This is a genomic window from Nonomuraea sp. NPDC059007 (genome assembly GCF_042740555.1).
Lineage (GTDB): Bacteria > Actinomycetota > Actinomycetes > Streptosporangiales > Streptosporangiaceae > Nonomuraea.
Map to the genome: position 1 here is coordinate 191,174 of NZ_JBHYJD010000014.1, position 22,081 is coordinate 213,254.

Genomic DNA, 22,081 nt, shown 5'->3' on the forward strand with positions numbered 1-22,081 from the left:
GCCTGTGGACCACCGGCTCATTCAGGCGGCGCTGGAATGCATCGCCACCTACGGCTACCGCAAGACCTCCCTGAGCGACGTGGCCGCCAAAGCCGGGGTCTCGCGGGCCACCGTCTACCGCGCGTTCGGCTCCAAGGACCGGATGGGCGAACTCGTGGTACGCCACGAGGGGGCCAGGTTCATCGAGCAGATCGAGGAGATCTTCGCCTCCGAGGAGCCGCCCCAGGAGCAGATCGCGCGCTCGGTGGAGTTCGCGCTGGAGTTCACCGGCAACCACGACGTGCTGCAGCGCATGCTCATGGAGGAGCCGGAGGAACTGTTCACGATGCTCATCGAGCGGCCGGGGCACACGGCGTTCATCACGTTCCTGACCGAGGGGATGGCGCCGTTCCTGGCCGCCGGTCCGAACGCCCACCTGCTGCGGGTCACACCCGAGCAGGCCGTGGAGTTCACCACCCGGGTGATCCTCAGCCTGATCGCCCACCCGACCACCTCGCTCGGCGGCAGCGCGGAGATCGCCCGGTTCATATGGGCAGCGATTGGCCGCCCAGCGTCACCCGCATGAACCATTCCTCGGTCCGCGCCACGGCCGGATGGTCGCGGTGGGCGTCGAGCACCCAGCGCCACGTGGGGTCGGCCCGCGCCTGCTCGTCGTAGGCCCGCCGGACGACGTCGGGCGGGGCTCCGTCCTCCAGGAGCGTGTCCATGCGGGCCCCGAGCGCGGCGTACCACCGCCGCGCCAGATCGCTCAGCACGTCCTCGGGAACCGCCGGATCGCCGCTCGCCCTGACCCTCGCCAGGACGGCCTGGAGTTCCTCTCGCCGGGTCTGCATCGACCCTCCTCAACCGAGACGCTGAGACGAATGGATCTAGCTGTCTCATGTCTACTACACCGGAGAGGGCGGCGGGCGGCGATCGCCCGTGAGCCCCGTCACACGCGGCCCCCCTACGGCAGCGACGGGCGGCGGGAGCGGTGGCGGGCGCGGCGGGTGAGCTGGCGGGCGTCGAGGATGAGAAGGTCACCGCCGTCCCTGGTGATCCAGCCCCGGCGGGTGAAGTCGCCGAGGATCTGGTTCACCCGCTCGCGCGAGGCCCGTACGTGGTGGGCGAGGTCGTCCTGGCTGAGGTCCAGCGTCAGGCGCAGCCCCACACTGGTACGGCGGGCGAAACGGGCCCCCTGCTCCACCAGCACCCTGGCCACCCGGGTGGCCACGTCCACGCCCGCGGCGTCCTCGATGCGGTCGTTCATGCGCCGGATGCGCGCGGCCAGCAGGCACATGACCCGGCGGGCCGCCTCGGGATGCCGGTCGACCCAGTCCGACATCTCCTTGACCGGAGCGCGGTAGGCGGTCGTGTCCTGGACGGCGGTGGCCGTGGCCTGGCGCGGGGCCGTGTCGAACAGGCACAGCTCGCCCAGGAGTTCCCCCGGCCCGGCCATGGTCAGCAGGATCTCGCCGCCCTCCGGGCTCGGCCTGGTCGCCTTCACCTTGCCGCTCAGCAGGACCAGGACGCAGTCACCCGGCTCCCCCTCGGTGAACAGCCGGGCGCCGCGCGGGAAGACGGCCCGCGCGGCCAGCGACAGGAAATCGGCCACCACCTCCTCCGCCAGCCCGTCCAGCAGCGGGATCCCGCCGGTCATGGCAGCAGTCCGAAGGTCTCGGCGAGTGCGTACTCGTCGGCCAGGAACCAGGCTTCCACCACCTTGCCTCCGGCCAGGCGCCAGATGCCGACCTCCAGCACCTCCACCGGCCGACCTGTCGGCTCATGGCCGAACAGCGGGCCGCCGTGGGTGGCGTGGATGGTCCACACCGCCCACACCCGGTCCCCCTTGGCGATCATCGCGTGAATCTCGTCGGCCCGGTCGGGCAGGCCCTCCGGCGCGTAGGAGGCGCCGGAGCGCGCGGCCAGATGGGCCATGCCCCGCCGGTGGATCCGGGCGCCGGGCGCCATGTAGGCCTGCCGGCCCGCCACGGTGGCGTGGCGCAGGGCGCGGACGACCTCCAGGTTGCGCAGCTCTTCCTCGGTGTGGGCCTGCGCGGCGGGCTCTGCCAGCAACAGCGTGCTCCTCTCACGGGCTCACCTGAATCCAGCCTCTCACGGGCTGGTCAGGAAATATCCGGACACGTCGATGGGCTTTTCGGCCAGGCCGTAGGTGCGCATGGCGTCGGCGATGCGCTGCACCTGCGGGCGCAGCGTGGCGACGTCCGCCGTCTCCAGGTACCTGTTGATGACGACCTTGTTCGCCACCGCCGCGTCGATCGTGGTGAACTTCGGCAGCGCCGCCTTCACCTCCGCCGGATGGGCGTTGGCGTAGGCGGTCGCCTTGAGCAGCGCCCGCTGGAACCCGGCCAGCGCCCTGCCGTTGGCCGCGGCGTACTTCTCCGAGACCAGGTAGCCGCCCACCGCGTAGCCCTCCAGTTCCCCGGAGGAGGTGTCGTAGACCGGCCTGGCCCCGAGCTGGTCGATCATGAGCGTCCTGAACGGGTCGCTCGTGCAGGTCGCGGCCACCTCTCCGGACTCCAGCACGTTCGCGTGCTCCGGCGGCGCCACCGGCGTGAACGCGATCGTGTCCGCGGGCAGCCCCTTCGCCTTGAGCTCCGAGCGCACGTTGAGGATGCAGACCGTGCTCGGCGACAGCACGGCCAGTTTCTGCCCCTTCAGGTCGGCCAGGCTCCGGGCGCGCGAGCCCTTGCCCACGAGCACCTGCTGCGACCCGGTGACCGCGGTGTCGGTCAGGGCGACGAGCTTGACGCCGAGGCCCTTGGAGTACGCGCTCAGCCCGCTCACCACGTTGGACCAGGCCATGTCCACCTGACCGCCGACGACCGCCTCGACGGTGCTGCCCGAGCCGAGGTCCACGTCGGCTTTGACGGTCAGGCCCTCGGCGGCGAAGAAGCCCTTGTCCATGGCCAGGTGCAGCGGAACGTTGCTGACGTTGGCCGGATTGCTGATGGTGATCGAGACGGGACCGGCCGGCGTGGGCCCGCCCCCGCAACCGGCGACGAGCAGGGCTGCCACGCAGAGGACGATGGTGCGTTTCACGAGGCTCTCCTCAGGACGCGTCTTTGATGTGCTGGGCCACGACGCTGCGCTGGCGCACGAACGCCGGCAGCGACTTGGTGACGATCTGATCGCGTACGCGAGGCAGCTCGATGACGAGCTCGGCCAGCACGCTCCCCGGCGACCTGCGCAGGACGACGAGCCGGTCGGCCAGATAGACCGACTCGTCGATGTCGTGGGTGACGAACAGGATCGTCATCCCGAACTCCAGATGGACCCGGCGGGTCAGGTCCTCCAGGCCCGAGCGGGTCTGGGCGTCGACGGAGGCGAACGGCTCGTCCATCAGCAGCACCTTCGGCCGGTAGGCCAGCGCGCGGGCGATGGCCACGCGCTGCTGCATGCCGCCGGACAACTGCCAGGGGTAGCGCTCGTGCTTGCCCTCCAGCCCGACCGCGGCCAGCGAGCGTTCCACCCGCTCCTGGCGCTCGGCCTTCGGCAACCGCAGCGTCTCCAGCGGGAACTCGACGTTCTGTCCCACCTTCATCCACGGGAACAGCGAGCGCCCGTAGTCCTGGAAGACCACGGCCAGGCCCTCCGGTACGCCGCTCACCTCCTCGCCGTGCACCCGCACCGCGCCGCGCGTGGCCGGGACCAGCCCCGCCACGCACTTGAGCAGCGTCGTCTTGCCGCAGCCCGACGGTCCGACGATCGACAGCAGCTCGCCCTCCCGCACCTCGAAGGAGAGGTTGTGCAGCGCCGGGTTCCCCTCCCCGTAGGTCTTGGACAGGTTGCTCACCTGGAGTGCGGTCATGAGGGGCGACTCCTTAGAACGCGCCGCTCGGCGGCGAGGAAGAGCACGTTGAGCAGGTATCCGAGCAGGCCGAGCAGGACGATCGCCGCCCACACGTCGAGGATCTCGAAGGTGCGCTGGGCGGTGATGAGGAAGTGGCCGAGCCCGTGGTCGGCCAGCAGCCACTCCGACAGCACCATGAGGATGAGCGAGAGCGACAACGTCACCCGCATGCCCGCGAAGATCTTCGGCAGCGCGGCCGGGATCACCACCCGCAGGAGCTGGGTGCGGGGCGGGATGTGGAAGGCGCGGGCCGTCTCCAGGTACATGGGGTCAACCGACCGCACCCCCTGCATGGTGTTGAGCAGCACCGGCCACACGCAGCCGAAGGTGATCAGCCCGATCCGCATGAGGTCGCCGGAGCCGAAGACCAGCAGGAACACCGGGACGATCGCCGGCTTGGGCAGCGAACGCAGGAAGTTGACCGGCGGATCGACATATCCGGCGGCGGCCTTCCACCGACCGGCGGCCAGCCCGACGACCACCCCGGCCGCCGCCCCGGCCAGCCAGCCGGTCAGCGCCCTGAGCACGCTGGGCCCGGCGTCCTGCCAGAACCGCTCGGTCAGCAGCGGCTCGCTGAACCACAGCTCGGCCACCCGCCCCGCGATCCGTCCCGGCGGCGGGAAGAACGGCGAGCCGGCCGCCACCGCGGCCCACTGCCAGAGCAGCACGGCCAGCACCACCGGACCGAACCGGGCGAGCGCCCCCCGCGCCGGCTCGCCCGCGCCCCTGCCGGCCGGGGCGTGCGCGGGCGCCTGCGCCACACTCATGAGGGTCCCTTTCCGTCCCAGACCACCAGGCGGTTCGTCACCGCGACGGTGATCCCGTTCATCAGGTAGCCGAGCACCCCGGCGAGCGTCACCGCGGCGAAGACGGTGTCGGCGTGGAATCCGGCATAGCTGGCGCGCAGGATGAAGTAGCCGACCCCGTCGCGCGTGCCCACCGCGATCTCGGCGGCGATGCCCACGGTCAGCCCGGTGGCCAGCGCCAGCCGCAGCCCGGTGAGCATGAGCGGCAGCGCGCTCGGCAGCACGACCCGCCACCAGGTCCGCGGCACCGGCACCCGGAAGGCGCGGGCGGTCTCCATCGCGACCGGGTCGACGCCGCGCACGCCGTAGACGGTGTTGAACAGCAGCGGCCACACCGCCACGAACGCCACGATCGTCACCTTCATCGACAGCCCCTGGCCCATGACCAGGACCAGCAGCGGGATGATCGCGATCCCCGGCACCGACCGCAGCGAGTCGATGATCGGCGTCAGCCCCAGCGCGACCAGCCGGTAGGAGCCGATGAGGACGCCGAGCGGCACCGCGATCGCCGCGGCCAGCGCCACACCCCCGAGCACCGCCACGAGCGTGGCCCACACCTCGACCAGGAACGCCGGATCCACCAGCAGCCGCAGCGCCTCGCCCAGGATCACCCCGGCGGGCGGCAGCAGCCGCGGATCGACCAGCTCCAGCCGGGCGAACACCTCGAAGGCGAGGGTCAGCAGCGCGGCGCCCGCCGTACCCCTGAGGAAGGCGGCGAGCGCGCCGCGCGGGGAGGTGCGGCGGCGCACGCCGGGACGGCGCGGCTCGGCGCGCACGCCGGTGGTGGTGACGGGCGCGTTCACGGCGCCCCCGCCGGTCCCGCGGAGACCTTCCCGGTACGGCTGGCCGAGACGATCACCCCCGCCAGCAGTCCCGCACCCACGAGCACCGCGCCCCAGGTGGCGCCGGCCAGCGAGAGCCCCAGCAGCGCGTCCACGGCCAGCGCGCCCGGCCCGGTGAAGGCGAGGCAGCAGGTGGCCGCGAGCAGCACCAGCTCGTACTCGAAGCCGTTGCGGCGGCGCGAGAGCCCGTTCGGCAGGTGCAGGATGACGATGTTGGCGAACGTGCCGGCCAGCATCAGCACCGCGAGCGGGGTCAGCGCCCCGGCGGCCAGCAGCAGCCCACCGGCGGTCTCGGCCAGACCCGCCACCGCCGCCATCAGCAGCGGCGGCCGGTAGCCCATGCGGCCGAAGAACGCGGCGGCGCCCTTCAGCCCGTCGGCGCCCCACCAGCCGAACAGCTTCTCCGTGCCGTGGTAGACCATGACCAGGCCGACCGCCAGGCGGAGGATCAGCAACCCGATGTCCATCACCGTGCTCCGTTCAGCTGAAGGCGGGAAGTACCTGGTCGAGGAACAGGCGCAGCGACCGGTCGGAGACCTCGGGCGACATGAACCCGTAGTTGAACAGCAGCGCCATATGCCGGACTCCGGCCGCCTCGTACTCCCTGATCTGCTCGGACACCGAGCCAGGGTGGCCGATGAGCATGGCCTGGTCGAGGAACTCGTCGGGGTTTTGCGGCGAGACTCCGACGACGCTCTTGAGGTGGGCGGCGTCGCGCACGTCCTTGACCATGCCGAAGCTGCGCCGCTGGTGTTCGGCCATGAGCACGAGACGCTCGCGGATCTCCCGCTCGGCCTGCTCGCCGGTGTCGGCCACGTAGACCTGCTTCTGGACCATGCTCCAGTCGAGCCGGTCCTGCACGGCCTCCTCGCCGAGGCCGCCGTCGCGCAGCGCCTGTTCATAGACGCGCCAGCGGGTGGTGAGCGGCTGCGGTTTCTCCCGGGCGGTGAACAGGTACCAGCCCTTGCGGCCGGTCCACTCGGCGCCGGAGTCGCTCTGGGTGGCGCGGGCGAAGGCCGGGGCGGAGCGGTGATGGGCGGCGGGCATGATGCGGGTGTGCAGGGTGCCGCGCTCGAAGGCGGTCTCCCACTCCAGGGGCGGATCGCCGGGTCGCTTGGCCAGGGCGGCTTCGAGGATCTCCAGGTTGTGCATCATCTGGGCGTGGCGCTGGGAGGGGTCGCGGCCCATGCCGGCGTACTCCAGCGGCGAGCCGCCGGCGGCGAAGCCCACGATCAGCTCGCCGCCGGTGAGGATGTCCAGCAGGTTGCAACGCTGGGCCAGCCGCATGGGGTTGTGCAGCGGGGGCACCGCCACGGCCAGGGAGAACCGGGTGCCGCGGGGTGCCATGGCGGCCAGGTGGGCGGCGTACATGAAGTTGTCGCCATAGGTGTTGTAGCCGGAGAAATGGTGCTCGGTGAGCACGATGCCCCGGACGCCGGCCCGGGTGGCCTCAAGGGCCTGGCGGGTGAGGGTCTCGATGATGCCGACGTCCTCGTGCGGGCCGCGGGTCTGGGCGTTCAGGTAGATGGAGAAGCGCATCCGGGGTTCCTCCTTCGTGGTCGCTAGGCCGGGAATCCGGCGTAGCGGCGGCGGTGGTAGAGCAGCGGGGCGGCCTCCCGCTCGCGGGCGCCCTCGACGACGAGGCCGATGACGATGAGGTGGTCTCCGCCGCCGACGGTCTCCAGCACCTCGCAGATCGCGTGGGCGACGGTGCCCCGGGTCAGCACCGGCACGCCGTGGCGCCCCGGCCGCCAGGCGATGCCGTCGAACTTGCCGTCCCCGCCGCCGGCGAAACGCTCCGACAGCGAGGCCGAGCCGGCGTCGAGGACGTTCACGCAGAAGGCGCCGGACCGTTCGATCGCCGTCAGCGTGCGCGAGCCGCGGCCGATGCACACGAGCATCAGCGGCGGGTCGGCCGACAGCGCGCAGACCGCCCCCGACGTCAGGCCCGCCGGGCGCCCGGGTCCTGCAAGGCTCGTCACCACCGTGACCCCGGTCGGCAGCGAGCCCGCCAGGGTCTTGAACAGCTGCGCGGGCACCGCCGCGGCGTCGTCGGTGAGGCTCATGCGGCCATCCTGCGTGACCTGCGGCGACGCGGGCCAGCGGATGTGGAACATGCAACAACCGCTGGTCAGGCCAGGATCGCGAGCGGATTTTCCAGCAGCGACAGGAAGACGCGCAGCCACTCGGCGGCCACCACGCCGTCCACCGGACGGTGGTCCACCGACAGCGTCACCGTCAGGACCGTGGCCGCCACGACCGCCCCGTCCCGGACCACCGGCGCCTGCCTGGCCGCGCCGACGGCCAGGATCGCGGCCTGCGGCGGGTTGACGATCGCGGTGAACTCCTCCGGTCCGTGCATGCCGAGGTTGGTGACCGTGAGCGTGCCGCCCTCCAGCTCGTCCTGGCGCAGGCGGCCGGCGCGGGCGCGCTCGCCGTACTCGCGCAGGGTGCCGGCCACGAGGGAGACGGGCGCGCGCTCGACGGCGCGCAGGACGGGTGTGAGCAGGCCGCCCGGGGTGGCGACGGCCACGGCGATGTCGACCTGGGTGTGGGCGCGGACGGCGGTGTCGGTCCAGGTGACGTTCATCGCCGGGACCCGGACGTGGGCGTGGGCGGCGGCCTTGACGATCAGGTCGTTGACCGAGACGCGGGGGCCGCCGCCCTGGTTGAGCTGGGCGCGCGTCGCCAGCAGGGCGTCGGCTCTGGCGGTGCCGCGCAGGTAGAAATGCGGGGCGGTGCGTTTGCTCTCGGTGAGCCGGGCGGCGATGGCCCGGCGCATCGGCGTGTGCGGGACCTCGATGTAGACGGGCGTCCGCGTGGCCTTCACCTTCACCGAGGCGGCCACGGCCGCTTCCACGTCCCTGCGGACGACCCGGCCATTGGGTCCCGAGCCGGGGATGTCCTCCACCCGCAACCCCGCCTCCTTGGCCAGGCGTCTGGCCAGCGGACTGGTGAAGACCCGCTCTCCGGTACGGCCCGCAGACGCCCGCCCGGAGGCGTGCGGACCGCCGGGCGAGTCACCCGCAACGGGCTTGTCGGCCGGAAGGGCGCCGACCTCCGGTGCCAGGGCCTCCGGGACCGCCAGGGCCTCCGGGACCAGTGTGTCGGGGGGCTCGCCCGGGGTGCCCAGGACCGCGATCGGCGCCCCCACCTCCACCATGGCCCCGTCCTGCACCAGCGTGCGCAGCAGGACCCCCGCCTCCTCGGCCTCCACCTCCACCACCGCCTTGTCCGTCTCGACGGTGGCGATCACCTCCCCCTTCCCGAACGGGGCGCCGGCCGCGACCGCCCACCCCCGCAGGATCGCCTGGATCGCGCCCGCCGCCACCTCGGGCATGCGCAGGACTCTGGCCATGGCTTGTCAGCTCCTCGTCATCTCGGCCAGCGCCGCGGACACCTCGGCGGCTCCGGCGATGGCGGCGCGTTCGAGCACCTTGCTGATGCTGGGCGAGGCTTCTCCTCCGGTCACCCGCCGCACGGGCTGGTCGAGCCAGTCGAAATAGCGCCGCTGGATCTCATCGGCCAGCCAGCCGCCGTAGGAGGTGCCGAGCGCCCCCTGTTCGGCGATCAGCACCGCGCCGGTCTTGCGGACGCTGGCCCCGACGGTGTCCCAGTCGAGGCTGGCCCGGTCCAGCCAGCGCAGGTCGATCACCTCCGCGTCCGCCTCGCCGGCCACCTCCAGCACCAGGGGGGTCATCGCGAGGTAGGTGAGCACGGTGACGGCGTCGCCGGTACGGCGGACGGCGGCGCTGCCGACGGGCAGGCAGTAGTCGAGGTCGCCCACGGGCCCGTCGCCGACGGTGCCGTAGAGGTCCACGTGTTCCAGCACGAGGACGGGGTCCTGGCAGCGCAGGGCGCTGTTCATCAGGCCGACGTAGTCGTAGGGGGTGGAGGGGGCGGCGATGCGCCAGCCGGGGGCGGTGGCGAAGATCCCGGCCGGGTCCATGGAGTGCTGCGAGCCGTACCCGGTGCCCATCGCGACCTTGCTGCGCAGGACGAGCGGCACCGGCCCCGCGCCGCCGAACATGTGCCTGGCCTTGCCGATCTGGTTGAAGAGCTGGTCGGCGGCGACCCACATGAAGTCGGCGTACATGAACTCGACCACGGGGCGGAAGCGGCCGTCGAGCGCGATGCCGCCGCCGAGGCCGGAGAAGGCGTTCTCGCTGATGGGCGTGCCGAGCACGCGGTCGGGGAAGCGTTCCTTGAGCCCTCGGGTGGCGCCGTTGGTGCCGCCGCCGAGGCGGTGCACGTCCTCGCCCAGCACCACCACGCCGGGGTCGGTCTCCATGCGCCGGGCCATGACGGCGGCCACCGCGTCGATGAACTTCTGCCCGGCCAGCGTGCCCTCGAAGGTGAACCGGGCGTCGCCGAACTCGCTCAGGTCGCCCCTGACGCCCACGTCGGCGAATGACGGCCGCGGCCACTCGGCGGGCTTGATCCGCCGCACCGCCGTCCCTTGGCGGCCGGCGGCGCCGGGGTCGGGCTCCAGCAGCGTGTCCGCGATCCCGGCCATGAGCGTGGTGGCCGCGGCGCGGGCCTTGTCCAGTTCGGCGGGGGTGAGCAGGCCGCGGCGCTCCAGGTGCCGCGCGACCTGGTCGAGCGGGTCGCGGGCGCGCCACTGCCGTTCCTCCTCCTTGGTGCGGTAGCCGAACGCGCTGCCGGGGAAGGGGCCGTTCTGGTGGAAGTACCGGTAGACGTCGGCTTCGATGAGGACCGGGCCGCGGCCGGACCGCAGCAGGGCCAGGGCCTCGCGCATGGTCTGGTGAACGGCCAGCGGGTCCATCCCGTCCACCTTGAAGCTGGCGATGCCGAAGCCGGGCCCGCGCGCCGACAGCCGCGGCTCGCCGGTGGCCTCCCGCACGCCGGTCGAGACGGCGTAGCGATTGTTCTCGACGAAGAAGCACAGCGGCAGCTTCCACGCGGCGGCCAGGTTGAACGTCTCCAGCGTCGAGCCGATGTTGATCGCGCCGTCGCCGAAGTAGGTGACGGCGACGGCGTCGGTGCCCGCCTGCCGGTGCGCCCACGCCGAGCCCGCGGCCAGCGGCACCCCGCCGCCGACGATCGCGTTGGTGCCGATGGCTCCGGCTTCGGTCCACTGCAGGTGCATGGAGCCGCCCCTGCCGTGGCTGAAGCCGCGCTCCAGCCCGCAGATCTCGGCGAGGCCGCGCAGCAGGACGTCCCGCGCCCGCGGCGAGAGGTCCACTCGCGGGTCGAGGCCCTCGGGCTCCACGTGGCACAGCGCCTTGGCCAGGAACTGGTGGTGTCCCCGGTGGGAGCCGTTGACCGTGTCGCCGGGGGCCAGGGCGAGGACCGAGCCGACCGCCCCGCCCTCCTGCCCGATGCTGGCGTGGGCGGGGCCGTGGACGAGGCCGGCCTTGGCCAGTTCCAGCACCTGCTCCTCGAAGGCGCGGATGAGGACGAGCTGGCCGTACATGGTGGTCAGCAGGGACGGGTCAGCGGCGTCCCAGTCGGCCTCCGTGGCGACGACCTCGATCCAGGGGACGACGGGTTCTAGCCTGTGGTGTTCGCTCATGTTAGTCTCCGCAATCGATTGCGTCCCGCGACGGAAAGGGTCACGATGCTCCCCGGACTGGCAAGGCTCGATCACATCGGCTTCACCGTGCCCGACATCGACGAGGCCAGGGCGTTCCTGGTGGACGTGCTCGGCTGCGAGTACATGTACAAGCTCGGCCCCTACGAGCACGCCGACGACTGGATGGCCGAGCACCTGAACGTGCACCCCCGCGCGGTCATGCGCGAACTGCACTTCTTCCGCTGCGGCGGCCAGGCCGTCTTCGAGGTCTTCCAGTACGAGGCCCCCGGCCAGAGCAAGACCCAGCCCCGCAACAGCGACGTCGGCGGCCACCACATCGCCCTGTACGTCGACGACATGGACGCCGCCGTCGCCTACCTCAAGGACCGCGGCCTGACCGTGCACAGCGGCCCGACCGCGAGCAAGGGGCCCAGCGAGGGCCAGCGCTGGATCTACTTCCTGTCCCCGTGGGGCATGCAGTTCGAGCTCGTCTCCTACCCGGACGGCAAGGCCTTCGACCGGGGCCTCACCAGCTGACCGCCACATACTGGGTCTCCAGGTAGTCCAGCAGTCCCTCGTGGCCGCCCTCCCGGCCGACGCCGCTCTGCTTCATCCCCCCGAACGGCGCGGCCGGGTCGCTGACCAGTCCTCGGTTGAGGCCGATCATCCCGGCCTCGATCCGCTCGCCGACCCGCAGCCCGCGAGCCAGGTCGCCGGTGTAGACGTAGGCGACCAGCCCGTACTCGGTGTCGTTGGCCAGCCGCAGCGCCTCCTCCTCCCCGGTGAAGGCCACGATCGGCGCGACCGGGCCGAAGATCTCCTCGCGCAGGATCGGCGCGTCCGGGCGTACCCCCGCCAGAACGGTCGGCTCGTAGAAGAAGCCGGGACGGTCCGGGCGCCCGCCGCCCGCCAGGGCCTTCGCACCGCCCTCCAGCGCCTGCCGGACCAGGCCGTCCACTTTGTCCACGGCCTCCTGGTTGACCAGCGGGCCGACCTCGGCGCCGGGGTCCGTACCGGGGCCGAGGCGCAGCGCCGACATCCGGGCGGCCAGGCGGCGGGCGAACTCCTCGGCGACCGGCTCCTCGACATAGAAGCGGTTGGCGGCCGTGCACGCCTCGCCGGCGTTGCGCATCTTGGCGATCATCGCGCCCTCGACCGCGGCGTCCAGGTCGGCGTCGGCGAAGACGAGGAAGGGGGCGTTGCCGCCGAGCTCCATCGAGCTGTTGATCACCTGGCCTCCCGCCTCGCGCAGCAGCAGGCGGCCGACCTCGGTGGAGCCGGTGAAGGAGAGCTTGCGGACGCGCGGGTCGCGCAGCATGGTCGCCACGACCTCGCCGGAGCGGCGGGCGGGCAGCACGTTGACCACGCCCGGCGGCACGCCGGCCTCCTCAAGCAGCCTGGCCAGGGCCAGCGCGGTGAGCGGGGTGTCGCTGGCGGGCTTGAGCACGACCGTGCACCCGGCCGCGAGCGCCGGGCCGATCTTGCGGGTGGCCATGGCGGCGGGGAAGTTCCACGGGGTGACCAGGACGCAGACGCCGACCGGGCGGCGCAGCACCAGGATGCGGTTGCCTCCCGATGGCGCGGTCAGCACCGATCCGCCGGCGCGCACGGCCTCCTCGGCGTACCAGCGGAAGAACTCGGCGGCGTAGGCCACCTCGGCGAGGGCGTCGGGCAGGGCCTTGCCGTTCTCACGGGAGATCAGCGCGGCCAGGTCGTCGGCCTGCTCGCTCATGAGCTCGAACGCCTGGCGCAGGACCTCGGAACGGTAGCGCGGCGTCGTCGCCGACCAGGACTCGGCCGCGTCGGCGGCGGCGGAGACCGCGGTGAGCGCGTCGGCCGGCGTGGCGTCGGCCACGGACGCGATCACCTCGCCCGTGGCGGGATCTGTGACATCGAACCGGCCGCCGTCGCCGGCGGGCGTTGATCGACCCCCGATGTGAAGCATGGGAACCTCCCGGTTCAGTACGGGCTGGCGATGACGAGGTCCTGCGCGGGGAAGAGCGTGAGCAGGCGGGCGCCGTCCTCGGTGACGACGACCTCCTCCTCGATGCGGGCGGCGGAGAAGCCGTCGCTCGCCGGGCAGTACGTCTCCAGCGCGAAGACCATGCCGGGACGCAGTTCGACCGGCTCGCGCATGCTGTTGAGCCGCGAGATGATCGGCCGTTCGTGCAGGCCCAGGCCCAGGCCGTGGCCGAACTGCAGGCCGAAGGCGGCCATCTCGCTCTCGAAGCCGAACTCCTCCGCCCTGGGCCAGAGCGCGGCGATCTGGTCGGTGCCCGCGCCCGGCTTGACCGCGGCGATGGCGGCGTCCATCCATTCGCGGGCCCTGGTGTAGGCCGCGCGCTGGGCGGCGGTGGCGCTGCCGACGCCGAAGGTGCGGTAGTAGCAGGTCCGGTAGCCGTTGAAGGAGTGGATGATGTCGAAGAAGGCCTGGTCGCCGGGGCGGATGAGGCGGTCGGAGAAGTTGTGCGGGTGCGGGTTGCAGCGCTCTCCGCTGACCGCGTTGACCGCCTCGACCTGGTCGGAGCCCATCTCGTAGAGGCGTTTGGCGACCAGGGCGACGATGTCGTTCTCGCGTACGCCGGGCCTGAGCGCCTGGACCACGTCGTGGTAGACGCCGTCCACCATGGCGGCGGCCTGGTTGAGCAGCGTGATCTCGTCGGCGGACTTGATCTCGCGGGCGGTCAGCATGTGCTGCTGGGCGTCGCGTACCCGCAGGCCCTGGCGCTCCATCTCGAACAGGAACGGCGGCTCCACGAGGTCCACGCCGACCGGGGCGGACGGGTCGTCCAGCAGGTCCTTGAGCTGGGTGACCGCCTCCCTCATCAGGCCGGCGCTCGGCGCGATCGCGCCGCGCAGGCCCAGCATGCCCGCTTGGCAGTCGGCCGGGTCCAGCCACGGGCTGAACAGGCGGTGGTGGCGGGCGGCCGAGCCGAAGTCCCAGAGCATCGGCGGCTTGTCCCTGGTCAGCAGCGCGTATCGGGTCATCTTGTCCCCCAGCGCGCCGCCGATCCAGGTCTGCGTGACGTAGCGGATGTTGTAGAAGTCGAACAGCAGGAACGCGCCGCACTCACTGGCCTCCAGGGCCGCGCGGGCCCGTTCCAGCCGGTAGGCGCGTAAGCGATCGAAGTCGACGCGCTGCTCGAAGTCGACCGCCATGTGTCCGGGCGCGGGCAGCGGCCGCGCGTGCTCAGGCATGGCCCAGCCCGTCGTCCACGGGCACGTTCTCCGGCTTCAGCTCCAGGCCCGAGGCGGCGGCCTGCAGGTCGAGCAGGATCGCGAAGTCCTCATCCACCCGGCCGGTGCTGACGCCGGCCTGCACGAGCTGGGCGGTCAGCGCGGCCAGCGGCATGGGCACGTCGAGCTCGCGGGCGGAGGCCAGGCCCAGGTCGAAGTCCTTGCGCAGCAGGACGGGGGTGAAGGTCGGGGTGTAGTCGAGGTTGACGAAGGCCGGTGACTTGTAGCGGGTGAACACCGAGCCCATGACGCTGTTGTTGAGGAACTCCAGGAAGGCGTGGCGGGGCACGCCGCCCTTCTCGGCCAGCACGGTGATCTCCGCCAGGCACTGGGTGACCACGCCGAGCATGAGGTTGTGCGCGATCTTCACCAGCCGGGCGCTCTCGCCCTCTCCGGCGTAGGTGACCGCCTTGCCCAGGCGGGCCAGCAGCGGCGCCACCCGGTCGTAGTCCTCGCGCGGCCCGGAGACGACCAGGCTCAGCCCGCCGGAGGCGACCACCTTCGCGTTGCCGCTCACCGGCGCCGCCAGGAAGGCCGCGCCGCGCTCGGAGCAGGCGAGCCTGGCCTGCGCGGAGGCCCGCGTGGAGACGGTCGAGCAGTCCACGACCAGTCCGGGCGCCCGCTCGCCGCCGAGCAGCTCGCCCAGCACTTCGGTGAGGTCCTCCGAGGTGGACAGCATCGTGAACACCACCTCGCGATCGCGTAGCCGGGCGATCGAGGACGCCAGCGTGGCGCCGAGCTCCGTGAGCGGCTCGGCCTTGGCGCGGGTGCGGTTCCAGACGGCCAGGTCCGTGCCGGGCCCGGCCAGGCGTGCGGCCATGGCGTATCCCATGCGGCCGGTGCCGATCCAGCCGACTCTCATCGTGCCTCCTCGTCGCTACGCAATCGATTGCGTTGCCAGCAGCATGGGAGTATATTCCCCAACATGTCAAGAGCAAAGCAATCGACTTCGCTGACATTAGGAGCCTTCAGTCCCTCGGTGCCGTTGCGGGTGTGCCGCCGCCTCGGGCTGCTGGACGCGTACGGCCTGACCGTGGCCGAGGAGCCGGTCGCCTCCTCGCCCGCGCAGTTCCGCGCACTGCTGGACGGCCGGGTGGGCGCGGTGCTGACCAGCCCTGACAACGTGCTCGCCTACCGCTTCACGGCCGGCAACCCGCTCGGCGAGACGGCCGACGTGCGCATCGTCTCGGCGGTCGACCGCGGCCTCGGCCTCGGCCTGTACGCCCATCCGGCCCTCCGCCTGCCCACGCCGTCCAGGCTGGTGACCGCCGGGGTCGACGTTCCCGGATCGGGGTTCGCCTTCGGGCTCTACACGCTGATGGAGCACGTGGGCCTGCGCGCGTACCGGGTCGAGGCCATGGGCTCCACTCCCCGCCGCCTGGAGGCGCTGCTGGCCGGGCGGTGCGAGGTCACGATGCTCAACGCGGGCAACGAGCTGATCGCCGAGGACCGGGGCATGGTACGGCTGGCCGGGCTGGCCGAGGTCTGCGGGCCGTACCTGGGAACCGTGCTCGCCGCCAGGGGCGCGGACCTCGCGGCGGCGCGGGCGCTGGCCGGAGCGCTGCGCGAGGCCTGCGACCGCATTCTGGCCGGGACGGCCGACGCGCTCGTGCTCGAAGAGGCCGGGGCGGCGCTCGGCCTGACCGATCCCCTGGCCCGCCGCTACCTTCAGCGCCTCAAGGACCCGCTCGAAGGGCTGATCCCCGGCGGCGCCGTCGACGCGGGCGCGCTGCGCACCGTGCTCGGCCTGCGGCTGCGCCATCTCCCCGACGAGGGGCTGGAGGGCGCCCTCGATCCCGCTCGTGGTCTGATCGAGGTATGACCCCCGCCCCCCGACTGCTCCTGGCCGTCCCGTTCGTCAGCACGCTGGACCGCTTCGCCATGCCGCCCATGATGGTCTCGATGGCCGCCCAGCTCGGGCTGCCGTTGTCGCAGGTCGTGCACGCGGTCGGCGCCTACGTCCTGGCGTACGGGATCATGCAGCCGGTCTGGGGGATGGTCTCCGACCGGACGGGACTGGTCAGGACCATGCGGGTGGCGCTCGCGCTCGGCGCGGTGAGCACGATCGCCTCGGCGTTCACCGGCTCGGCGCTCGCGCTGGCCCTGACGCGCGGCCTGGCCGGCGCCTGCTTCGCAGCGGCGATCCCCGGCAGCCTGGTCTACCTGGGCGACACCGTCCCGGCCCAGCGCCGCCAGCGGGAGATCACGAACCTGATGGCGGGCGTGGCCGTGGGCACCGCGGTGGCCTCGACGGCGGCGGGCGTGCTGGTCCAGTACGCCACCTGGCGGGTCGTCTTCGGCGCGACCGGCCTGGCCGCGCTGGCCCTGGCGTGGGCGCTCGGCCGCCTGCCCGCTCCCCCGCGCTCGCGCGCCCACCTCGGTCTCCTCTCCCCGCTGACCGCCGTCACGCGCTCGCGGCCCGCGCTGCTCGTGCTCGCGCTCGCGTTCGTCGAGGGCGGCGTGCTCATCGGCGTGCTGACGCTGCTGCCCGCCGCGGTCGAGGCGGCGGGCGTGAACGCCGCCGTCGCGGGCGCCGTCACCGCCGCCTATGGCATCGCGGTCCTGGCGTTCTCGCAGCTCGTCGGCTTTCTCTCGCGCCGCGTGCACGCCTGGCGGCTCATCGCGTACGGCGCCGCCGCCGCGGTGGCCGCCTGCGCGCTGGTGGCGTTGTCCCGTTCGCCCGCCGCCGCGCTCGCCGGAGCCACGCTGCTCGGCGCGGCGTGGGCCGCCATGCACTCCTCGCTGCAGACCTGGGCCACCGAGGTGCTGCCCGCGGCAAGGGCGACGGTGGTGTCGGCGTTCGCCGGGTCCCTCTTCCTCGGCAGCGCGGTGGCCGCCGTCGTGGTCGCCGGTCTGGCCGAGCAGCAACGGTATGCTCAGATCTTCGGCTGGGCAGCGGCGCTGGCCGCCCCGCTCGGCCTCTTCGGGGCCCTGGGACGCAAACGATGGATCCGACCAGAAGGAGAGCCCGGCCGATGAAAGCCAACCGGCCATCCGCTCCGACGCTGCGCGACATCGCCGAGGCCGTGGGCGTCCACACCACCACCGTCTCCCGGGCACTCAACCCCAGGACACAGAACCAGGTCGGCGCCGACACCGTGCGCCGGGTGCGCAAGGCCGCCAAGGACCTCGGCTACCAGCCCAACCCGATCGCGCTCAGCCTGCGCACCTCCCGATCGCGCACGGTCGGCCTGGTCATCCCCGACATCACCAACCCGCTGTTCCCGCCGATCGTGCGCGGCATCGAGAGCGCGCTGGAGGCCGGCGGCTACAGCGGCTGGATCGTCAACACCGACAACGACCCGCAGCGCGAGCGCAAGCTCATCGAGTCGCTGCGCTCGCGGCAGGTCGAGGGGCTGATCGTGGCCACCGCGCGGCTCGAACACCCGCTGCTGTCCGAACTGCACGCGGCCGGGGTGCCGCTCGTGCTGGTCAACCGGCGGGTCGAGGGCATCGACGTGCCGTGCGTGACGGCCGACGACGCGGCCGGGGTGAGCGCGGCCGTCGCCCATCTGGCCGGGCTCGGGCACACGCGCATCGCCCACCTCGCCGGGCCGCAGACCACCTCGACGGGGGCGGCCAGGGCCAGGGCGTTCCGGCATGCCGTACGGGATCTGGGACTGTCCGACGAGCCGGGGCTCGTCGTGGAGTGCGCGCAGTGGAGCGAGGAGGCGGGGGCGAGCGCGGCGCGCTCGCTGCTGGACGCGCGCACGGACGTCACGGCGGTGGTGGCGGGCAACGACCTGATCGCCCTGGGCTGCTACGACGTCTTCGGCGAGCGCGGGATCGACTGCCCCGGCGACATCAGCGTGGTGGGCTTCAACGACATGCCGTTCCTGGACAAGCTGCGCCCGCCGCTGACCACCGTGCACGTGCCGCACCACGACGTCGGGGTGGAGGCGGCGCGCATGCTGCTCGAGGGCATCGAGGATCCCGAGCGGCCCGCCCGGTCGCTGCTGCTGCCGGTCTCGCTGGTCGTCAGAGGTTCGACGGCACCCCGCTGAACCGGTCTTTTACCGTATGGATCGCGCAAACCTTTCGTCTCTTCGGCGTACACGACAAATCACACTTAGTAGCCTCAGGACGTGTCACGCATGTGGGCGGGGTCCCTGCGCGGACGGGTCACGCTCATCGCCACCGCAGTGGCCGCGTCCGTGCTGATCCCGGCGGGGGTCGGCGGCGTCGCGGTGGCCAGATCCGTGGTGGAGAACGGCCTGTGGCGCTCCACCCGCGAGGCGGCCTCGCAGGTGTCGGCCAAGGTCCGCGACGGCGGGCTGCGCGGGGGCACGATCCCGCTGACGGATGCCACCGTGAACCTCGTGCAGGTCGTCCAGCCGGGCGGACGGGTCGTCGCGCGCAGCGCCGCCGCCGCGAACATGCCGCCGCTCACCACGCTGTGGCCGCCGCCCGACAACCGCATCATCAGCACCACCAGGTGCCGGGACGAGGAGTGCGTCCACCTGAGCGCCATCCGGATCGACACCGCCCCCGACTCCCCCGTCGTCTACGCCGGCCGCGCCACCCCAGGCGTGCTGTCCACACGGGTGCTCGAAGCCGTGGTGTTCGCGCAGGTGGCGATCCTGGTGGGGCTGGCGTCCTGGGCCACGTGGCTGGTCACCGGCCGCGCGCTGCGCCCCGTCGCCGTGATGCGCGCCGAACTCGACGCCGTCAACGCCAGCGACCTCAGCCGCCGCGTCGCCCAGCCGCCGGGCGACGACGAGGTGGCCGAGCTCGCTCGCTCCATCAACAGCACGCTCGCCCGCCTCGAACGCTCGGCCGACCAGCAGCGCCAGTTCGCCTCCGACGCCTCCCACGAGCTGCGCACGCCCATCGCCGGCCTGCGCGCCCAGCTGGAGTCCGCCCAGCTCTACCCGGAGGACACCGACGTGAGCGAGCTCGTGTCCGGCGCCCTGCGCGACACCGACCGGCTGGAGGCCATCATCACCGACCTGCTCCTGCTGGCCCGCATCGGCTCGCGCGTGGACGTGGTCAAGGAGACGGTCGACCTGTCGGAGCTGGTGCGCGAGGAGCTCATGGCCCGGCACGACCTCATCCCCGTGCGCGACGCCCTGGCCGACGGCGTGATCGTGGAGGGGGTACGCATGCAGCTGTCGCGCCTGCTCACCAACCTCCTCGACAACGCCGAGCGCCACGCCGAGACCCACGTGACCATCTCCGTGGAGGCCGAGGAGGGTTACGCGGTCCTGGAGGTCTCCAACGACGGGGCCGAGATCCCGACCCAGGACCGCGAGCGCATCTTCGACCGCTTCACCCGCCTGGACGCCGCCCGCAGCCGCGACGCCGGCGGCACCGGCCTGGGCCTCGCGATCGCCCGTGACGTGGCCCTGGCCCACCGCGGCATCATCAGCGCCGAGGAGGCGATCGGCGGCGCCCGCTTCGTGGTACGCCTCCCGCTGGCCCCCGGCCACCGGGAAATCGGCCCCCCACAAGGGACAGATAACGCGAATCCATAGAAATCGCACGGCACTGCCGCGATCATGTGGGGATGACGGAGCAGGCTCCCCTGGGCGTGGACCCGCGGATCCCGAACGCGGCCCGCATGTACGACTACTTCCTCGGCGGCAAGGACAACTTCCAGGCCGACAGGGAACTGGCCGAGCTGGTGCTGGCCGTACTGCCCGAGGCCCGCGAGGGAGCGCTGCAGAACCGCCTGTTCATCGGCCGCGTGGTCCGCTACCTCGTGGACCAGGGGATCACGCAGTTCATCGACCTCGGCTCGGGGCTGCCCGCGCGGGAGAACGTGCACGAGGTGGCCCACCGGTACGCGCCCGAGGCCAAGGTCGTCTACGTCGACAACGATCCCGTCGTCTGCACGCACGGCCGGGCGCTGCTGGCCGATCCGGAACGGGTGCTGATGCTGGAGGCCGACGCCCGGCGGCCGGAGCGCGTCCTGGACGACCCCGGGGTCAGGAAGCTGATCGACTTCGAGCGGCCGGTGGCGCTGCTCATGATGTTCTTCCTGCACCTGATACCCGACTCCGACGACCCGCACGGGTTCGTCGCGGCGTACCGGGAGGCGATCGCGCCCGGCGGCTACCTCGCGCTGACCCACCTGAGCACCGACTGGAAGAGCGAGCGCACGCAGCGGATCGTCGAGGTGTACCAGCAGGCCAGCGCCCCATTCTGCCCCCGGCCCGGCAAGGAGATCGAGGCGTTCTTCGGCGACTTCGCGCTGATCCCGCCGGGGCTGGACACCGGCCTCGGCACCGTCTGGCCGTTCGCCGACCCCGAGGCCACGATGTTCCTGGACGAGGACCTGGCCCGCATGGGATACGCCGGCATCGGCCGCAAACCCACCCCCTCCTAGCGACCCGCAGGCGCGTCGGGCCGAGGGGAGCAACCGAAAGGGAGACCCCCAGGGCAACACCCCCGAGGTGTGACCCCCGGGGGTTGTGACCCGAGTGGGTGCCCCAGGGTCTAGCTGACGGGTTGCATCTCGGGGGTGCGGGCCTCGGACCTGCCGGGCGTGTGCTCGTCCTCGTCCAGCAACGTCGCCTCGTCGAACGGCGCCCGCCCCGCCAGCACGTCCAGGGCCCGCTCCCGGTCGAACTCCTTGGTCCACGTCCCCACCAGCACCGTCGCCACCGCGTTGCCCGCGAAGTTCGTCAGCGCCCGAGCCTCGGACATGAACCGGTCGATGCCGACGATGAGCCCGACCCCGTCCACGAGCTCGGGCCGGTGCGACTGCAGGCCGCCCGCCAGCGTGGCCAGCCCGGCCCCGGTCACGCCCGCCGCCCCCTTCGAGGCGATGATCATGAACAGCAGCAGGGAGATCTGCTCGCCCATCCCCAGCGGCGCCCCGGTGGCGGAGGCGATGAAGAGCGTGGCCATCGTCAGGTAGATGGCGGTGCCGTCGAGGTTGAAGGAGTAGCCGGTCGGCACCGTGATGCCCACGACCGGACGGCTGACGCCGAGGTGCTCCATCTTGGCGATGAGCCGCGGCAGCGCCGACTCCGACGACGACGTGGACAGGATGAGCAGGAACTCCCGCCCGAGGTAGCGCAGCAGCGACCACAGGTTGATCCGGGCGACCAGCCACAACATCGGCCCGAGCACCAGCCCGACGAACAGCAGGCAGGTCGCGTAGAAGCCGATCATGATGACGGCCAGCGACTGCAGCGCCTTCACTCCGGTCGAGCCGACCACCGCGGCGATCGCGCCGAAGGCGCCCACCGGCGCGGCCCACATGATCATGGCGAGGATCCGGAACACGAGCCGCTGGATGTGCCCGATGCCGTTGAGTATCGGCGTCGCCTTGGGGCCTATGGCCTGCAGGGCGAATCCGGCCAGCAGCGCGACGAGCAGCGTCTGCAGCACCTGTCCCTCGGTGAACGCCGACACGAGCGTGGTCGGGATGATGCCGAGCAGGAAGTCCGTCGTGCTGGCCTCGCCGCCCTTGGCCGCCTCCGCCGCCGCCGATTCCCTGGCCGCGTCGGTCAGCTGCAGCCCGGCGCCGGGGTCGAGCATGTTGCCCACGACCAGGCCGATGACGAGCGCGACGGTCGACATGGCGATGAAGTAGCCGAGCGCGAGGCCGCCGACCTTGCCGACCTTGGCCGCCTTGGTGACCGAGCCGACGCCGAGCACGATGGTGCAGAAGATGATCGGGCTGATCATCATCTTGATCAGCGCCACGAAGCCCGTGCCCAGGGGTTTGAGCTCCTTGCCGACGTCCGGCCAGACGAGTCCGATGGCGATTCCGGCCACCACCGCGACGATGACGGCCAGGTAGAGATAGCGGGTGCGATCACGCATGGGAGGTCTCCGGCTTTGGAGGAAACTTCTG

23 protein-coding genes are annotated in these 22,081 nt (G+C 72.2%); 7 read left to right on the forward strand and 16 right to left on the reverse strand.

The window, feature by feature from the left end; genetic code table 11:
- Nucleotides 1-4 precede the first annotated feature (4 nt).
- Nucleotides 5-565 carry a TetR/AcrR family transcriptional regulator gene (locus ACFWY5_RS24635; RefSeq protein WP_379625397.1) on the forward strand — a complete coding sequence of 187 codons (561 nt, stop codon included), beginning with the start codon at nucleotides 5-7 and terminating at the stop codon, nucleotides 563-565.
- Here ACFWY5_RS24635 and ACFWY5_RS24640 read toward each other — a convergent pair.
- From ACFWY5_RS24640 to ACFWY5_RS24695, 12 genes are all read right to left on the reverse strand, one after another.
- A complete protein-coding gene (locus ACFWY5_RS24640) occupies nucleotides 525-833 on the reverse strand; it encodes a hypothetical protein (RefSeq protein WP_379625395.1) in 309 nt (102 codons plus the stop codon). The genes ACFWY5_RS24635 and ACFWY5_RS24640 overlap by 41 nt on opposite strands.
- 113 nt (nucleotides 834-946) lie before the next feature.
- On the reverse strand, nucleotides 947-1,639 hold the full coding sequence (locus ACFWY5_RS24645) for a Crp/Fnr family transcriptional regulator (protein ID WP_379625393.1): 693 nt from the start codon (nucleotides 1,637-1,639) through the stop codon (nucleotides 947-949).
- Entirely contained in the window at nucleotides 1,636-2,055 is a 420-nt protein-coding gene (locus tag ACFWY5_RS24650) for an ester cyclase (protein WP_379625391.1), read from the reverse strand. Before ACFWY5_RS24650 ends, ACFWY5_RS24645 begins: the two co-directional genes overlap by 4 nt.
- Nucleotides 2,056-2,094: 39 nt before the next feature.
- The gene (locus ACFWY5_RS24655; RefSeq protein WP_379625389.1) at nucleotides 2,095-3,042 is read right to left on the reverse strand and encodes an ABC transporter substrate-binding protein; all 948 of its coding nucleotides are present in this window, start codon (nucleotides 3,040-3,042) and stop codon (nucleotides 2,095-2,097) included.
- Between the two features lie 10 nt (nucleotides 3,043-3,052).
- A complete protein-coding gene (locus tag ACFWY5_RS24660) occupies nucleotides 3,053-3,811 on the reverse strand; it encodes an ABC transporter ATP-binding protein (protein ID WP_379625387.1) in 759 nt (252 codons plus the stop codon).
- Nucleotides 3,808-4,620, reverse strand: a complete 813-nt coding sequence (locus ACFWY5_RS24665; RefSeq protein WP_379625385.1) for an ABC transporter permease — start codon at nucleotides 4,618-4,620, stop codon at nucleotides 3,808-3,810. The genes ACFWY5_RS24660 and ACFWY5_RS24665 overlap by 4 nt, the downstream gene beginning before the upstream one ends.
- The gene (locus ACFWY5_RS24670; protein WP_379625383.1) at nucleotides 4,617-5,462 is read right to left on the reverse strand and encodes an ABC transporter permease; all 846 of its coding nucleotides are present in this window, start codon (nucleotides 5,460-5,462) and stop codon (nucleotides 4,617-4,619) included. Before ACFWY5_RS24670 ends, ACFWY5_RS24665 begins: the two co-directional genes overlap by 4 nt.
- The gene (locus ACFWY5_RS24675) at nucleotides 5,459-5,968 is read right to left on the reverse strand and encodes a DoxX family protein (protein ID WP_379625381.1); all 510 of its coding nucleotides are present in this window, start codon (nucleotides 5,966-5,968) and stop codon (nucleotides 5,459-5,461) included. Before ACFWY5_RS24675 ends, ACFWY5_RS24670 begins: the two co-directional genes overlap by 4 nt.
- Before the next feature lie 13 nt (nucleotides 5,969-5,981).
- Nucleotides 5,982-7,040, reverse strand: a complete 1,059-nt coding sequence (locus tag ACFWY5_RS24680) for an LLM class flavin-dependent oxidoreductase (protein WP_379625379.1) — start codon at nucleotides 7,038-7,040, stop codon at nucleotides 5,982-5,984.
- Nucleotides 7,041-7,063: 23 nt separating this feature from the next.
- Nucleotides 7,064-7,567 carry a flavin reductase family protein gene (locus ACFWY5_RS24685; protein WP_379625377.1) on the reverse strand — a complete coding sequence of 168 codons (504 nt, stop codon included), beginning with the start codon at nucleotides 7,565-7,567 and terminating at the stop codon, nucleotides 7,064-7,066.
- Nucleotides 7,568-7,632: 65 nt separating this feature from the next.
- The gene (locus ACFWY5_RS24690) at nucleotides 7,633-8,859 is read right to left on the reverse strand and encodes a dihydrolipoamide acetyltransferase family protein (RefSeq protein ID WP_379625375.1); all 1,227 of its coding nucleotides are present in this window, start codon (nucleotides 8,857-8,859) and stop codon (nucleotides 7,633-7,635) included.
- A gap of 6 nt (nucleotides 8,860-8,865) precedes the next feature.
- A complete protein-coding gene (locus tag ACFWY5_RS24695) occupies nucleotides 8,866-11,037 on the reverse strand; it encodes a thiamine pyrophosphate-dependent enzyme (protein WP_379634581.1) in 2,172 nt (723 codons plus the stop codon).
- Nucleotides 11,038-11,082: 45 nt separating this feature from the next.
- Here ACFWY5_RS24695 and ACFWY5_RS24700 point away from each other — a divergent pair, with 45 nt between their 5' ends.
- A complete protein-coding gene (locus ACFWY5_RS24700; protein WP_379625371.1) occupies nucleotides 11,083-11,574 on the forward strand; it encodes a VOC family protein in 492 nt (163 codons plus the stop codon).
- Here the strand turns inward: ACFWY5_RS24700 and ACFWY5_RS24705 are convergent.
- Genes ACFWY5_RS24705 through ACFWY5_RS24715 form a run of 3 tightly spaced genes read right to left on the reverse strand, consistent with a single transcriptional unit; the run spans nucleotide 11,564 to nucleotide 15,136 of the window.
- Nucleotides 11,564-12,982, reverse strand: a complete 1,419-nt coding sequence (locus ACFWY5_RS24705) for an NAD-dependent succinate-semialdehyde dehydrogenase (protein WP_379634583.1) — start codon at nucleotides 12,980-12,982, stop codon at nucleotides 11,564-11,566. The two genes, ACFWY5_RS24700 and ACFWY5_RS24705, sit on opposite strands and share 11 nt — an antisense overlap.
- A 14-nt stretch (nucleotides 12,983-12,996) precedes the next feature.
- A complete protein-coding gene (locus ACFWY5_RS24710) occupies nucleotides 12,997-14,235 on the reverse strand; it encodes a M24 family metallopeptidase (protein WP_379634585.1) in 1,239 nt (412 codons plus the stop codon).
- Entirely contained in the window at nucleotides 14,228-15,136 is a 909-nt protein-coding gene (locus ACFWY5_RS24715; protein ID WP_379625365.1) for an NAD(P)-dependent oxidoreductase, read from the reverse strand. Before ACFWY5_RS24715 ends, ACFWY5_RS24710 begins: the two co-directional genes overlap by 8 nt.
- A gap of 117 nt (nucleotides 15,137-15,253) precedes the next feature.
- On the opposite strand from ACFWY5_RS24715, the gene ACFWY5_RS24720 reads away from it, so the two are divergent.
- From ACFWY5_RS24720 to ACFWY5_RS24740, 5 genes are all read left to right on the forward strand, one after another.
- Entirely contained in the window at nucleotides 15,254-16,096 is an 843-nt protein-coding gene (locus tag ACFWY5_RS24720; protein ID WP_379625363.1) for a hypothetical protein, read from the forward strand.
- A complete protein-coding gene (locus ACFWY5_RS24725) occupies nucleotides 16,093-17,253 on the forward strand; it encodes an MFS transporter (RefSeq protein WP_379625360.1) in 1,161 nt (386 codons plus the stop codon). The genes ACFWY5_RS24720 and ACFWY5_RS24725 overlap by 4 nt, the downstream gene beginning before the upstream one ends.
- Nucleotides 17,250-18,278, forward strand: a complete 1,029-nt coding sequence (locus tag ACFWY5_RS24730) for a LacI family DNA-binding transcriptional regulator (RefSeq protein WP_379625358.1) — start codon at nucleotides 17,250-17,252, stop codon at nucleotides 18,276-18,278. The genes ACFWY5_RS24725 and ACFWY5_RS24730 overlap by 4 nt, the downstream gene beginning before the upstream one ends.
- Nucleotides 18,279-18,368: 90 nt before the next feature.
- On the forward strand, nucleotides 18,369-19,748 hold the full coding sequence (locus ACFWY5_RS24735; protein ID WP_379625415.1) for a sensor histidine kinase: 1,380 nt from the start codon (nucleotides 18,369-18,371) through the stop codon (nucleotides 19,746-19,748).
- Nucleotides 19,749-19,780: 32 nt separating this feature from the next.
- Nucleotides 19,781-20,602, forward strand: a complete 822-nt coding sequence (locus ACFWY5_RS24740; RefSeq protein WP_379625356.1) for an SAM-dependent methyltransferase — start codon at nucleotides 19,781-19,783, stop codon at nucleotides 20,600-20,602.
- Between the two features lie 110 nt (nucleotides 20,603-20,712).
- On the opposite strand, the gene ACFWY5_RS24745 is transcribed toward ACFWY5_RS24740, so the two are convergent.
- Nucleotides 20,713-22,050 carry a cation:dicarboxylate symporter family transporter gene (locus tag ACFWY5_RS24745; protein WP_379634587.1) on the reverse strand — a complete coding sequence of 446 codons (1,338 nt, stop codon included), beginning with the start codon at nucleotides 22,048-22,050 and terminating at the stop codon, nucleotides 20,713-20,715.
- Nucleotides 22,051-22,081 lie beyond the last annotated feature (31 nt).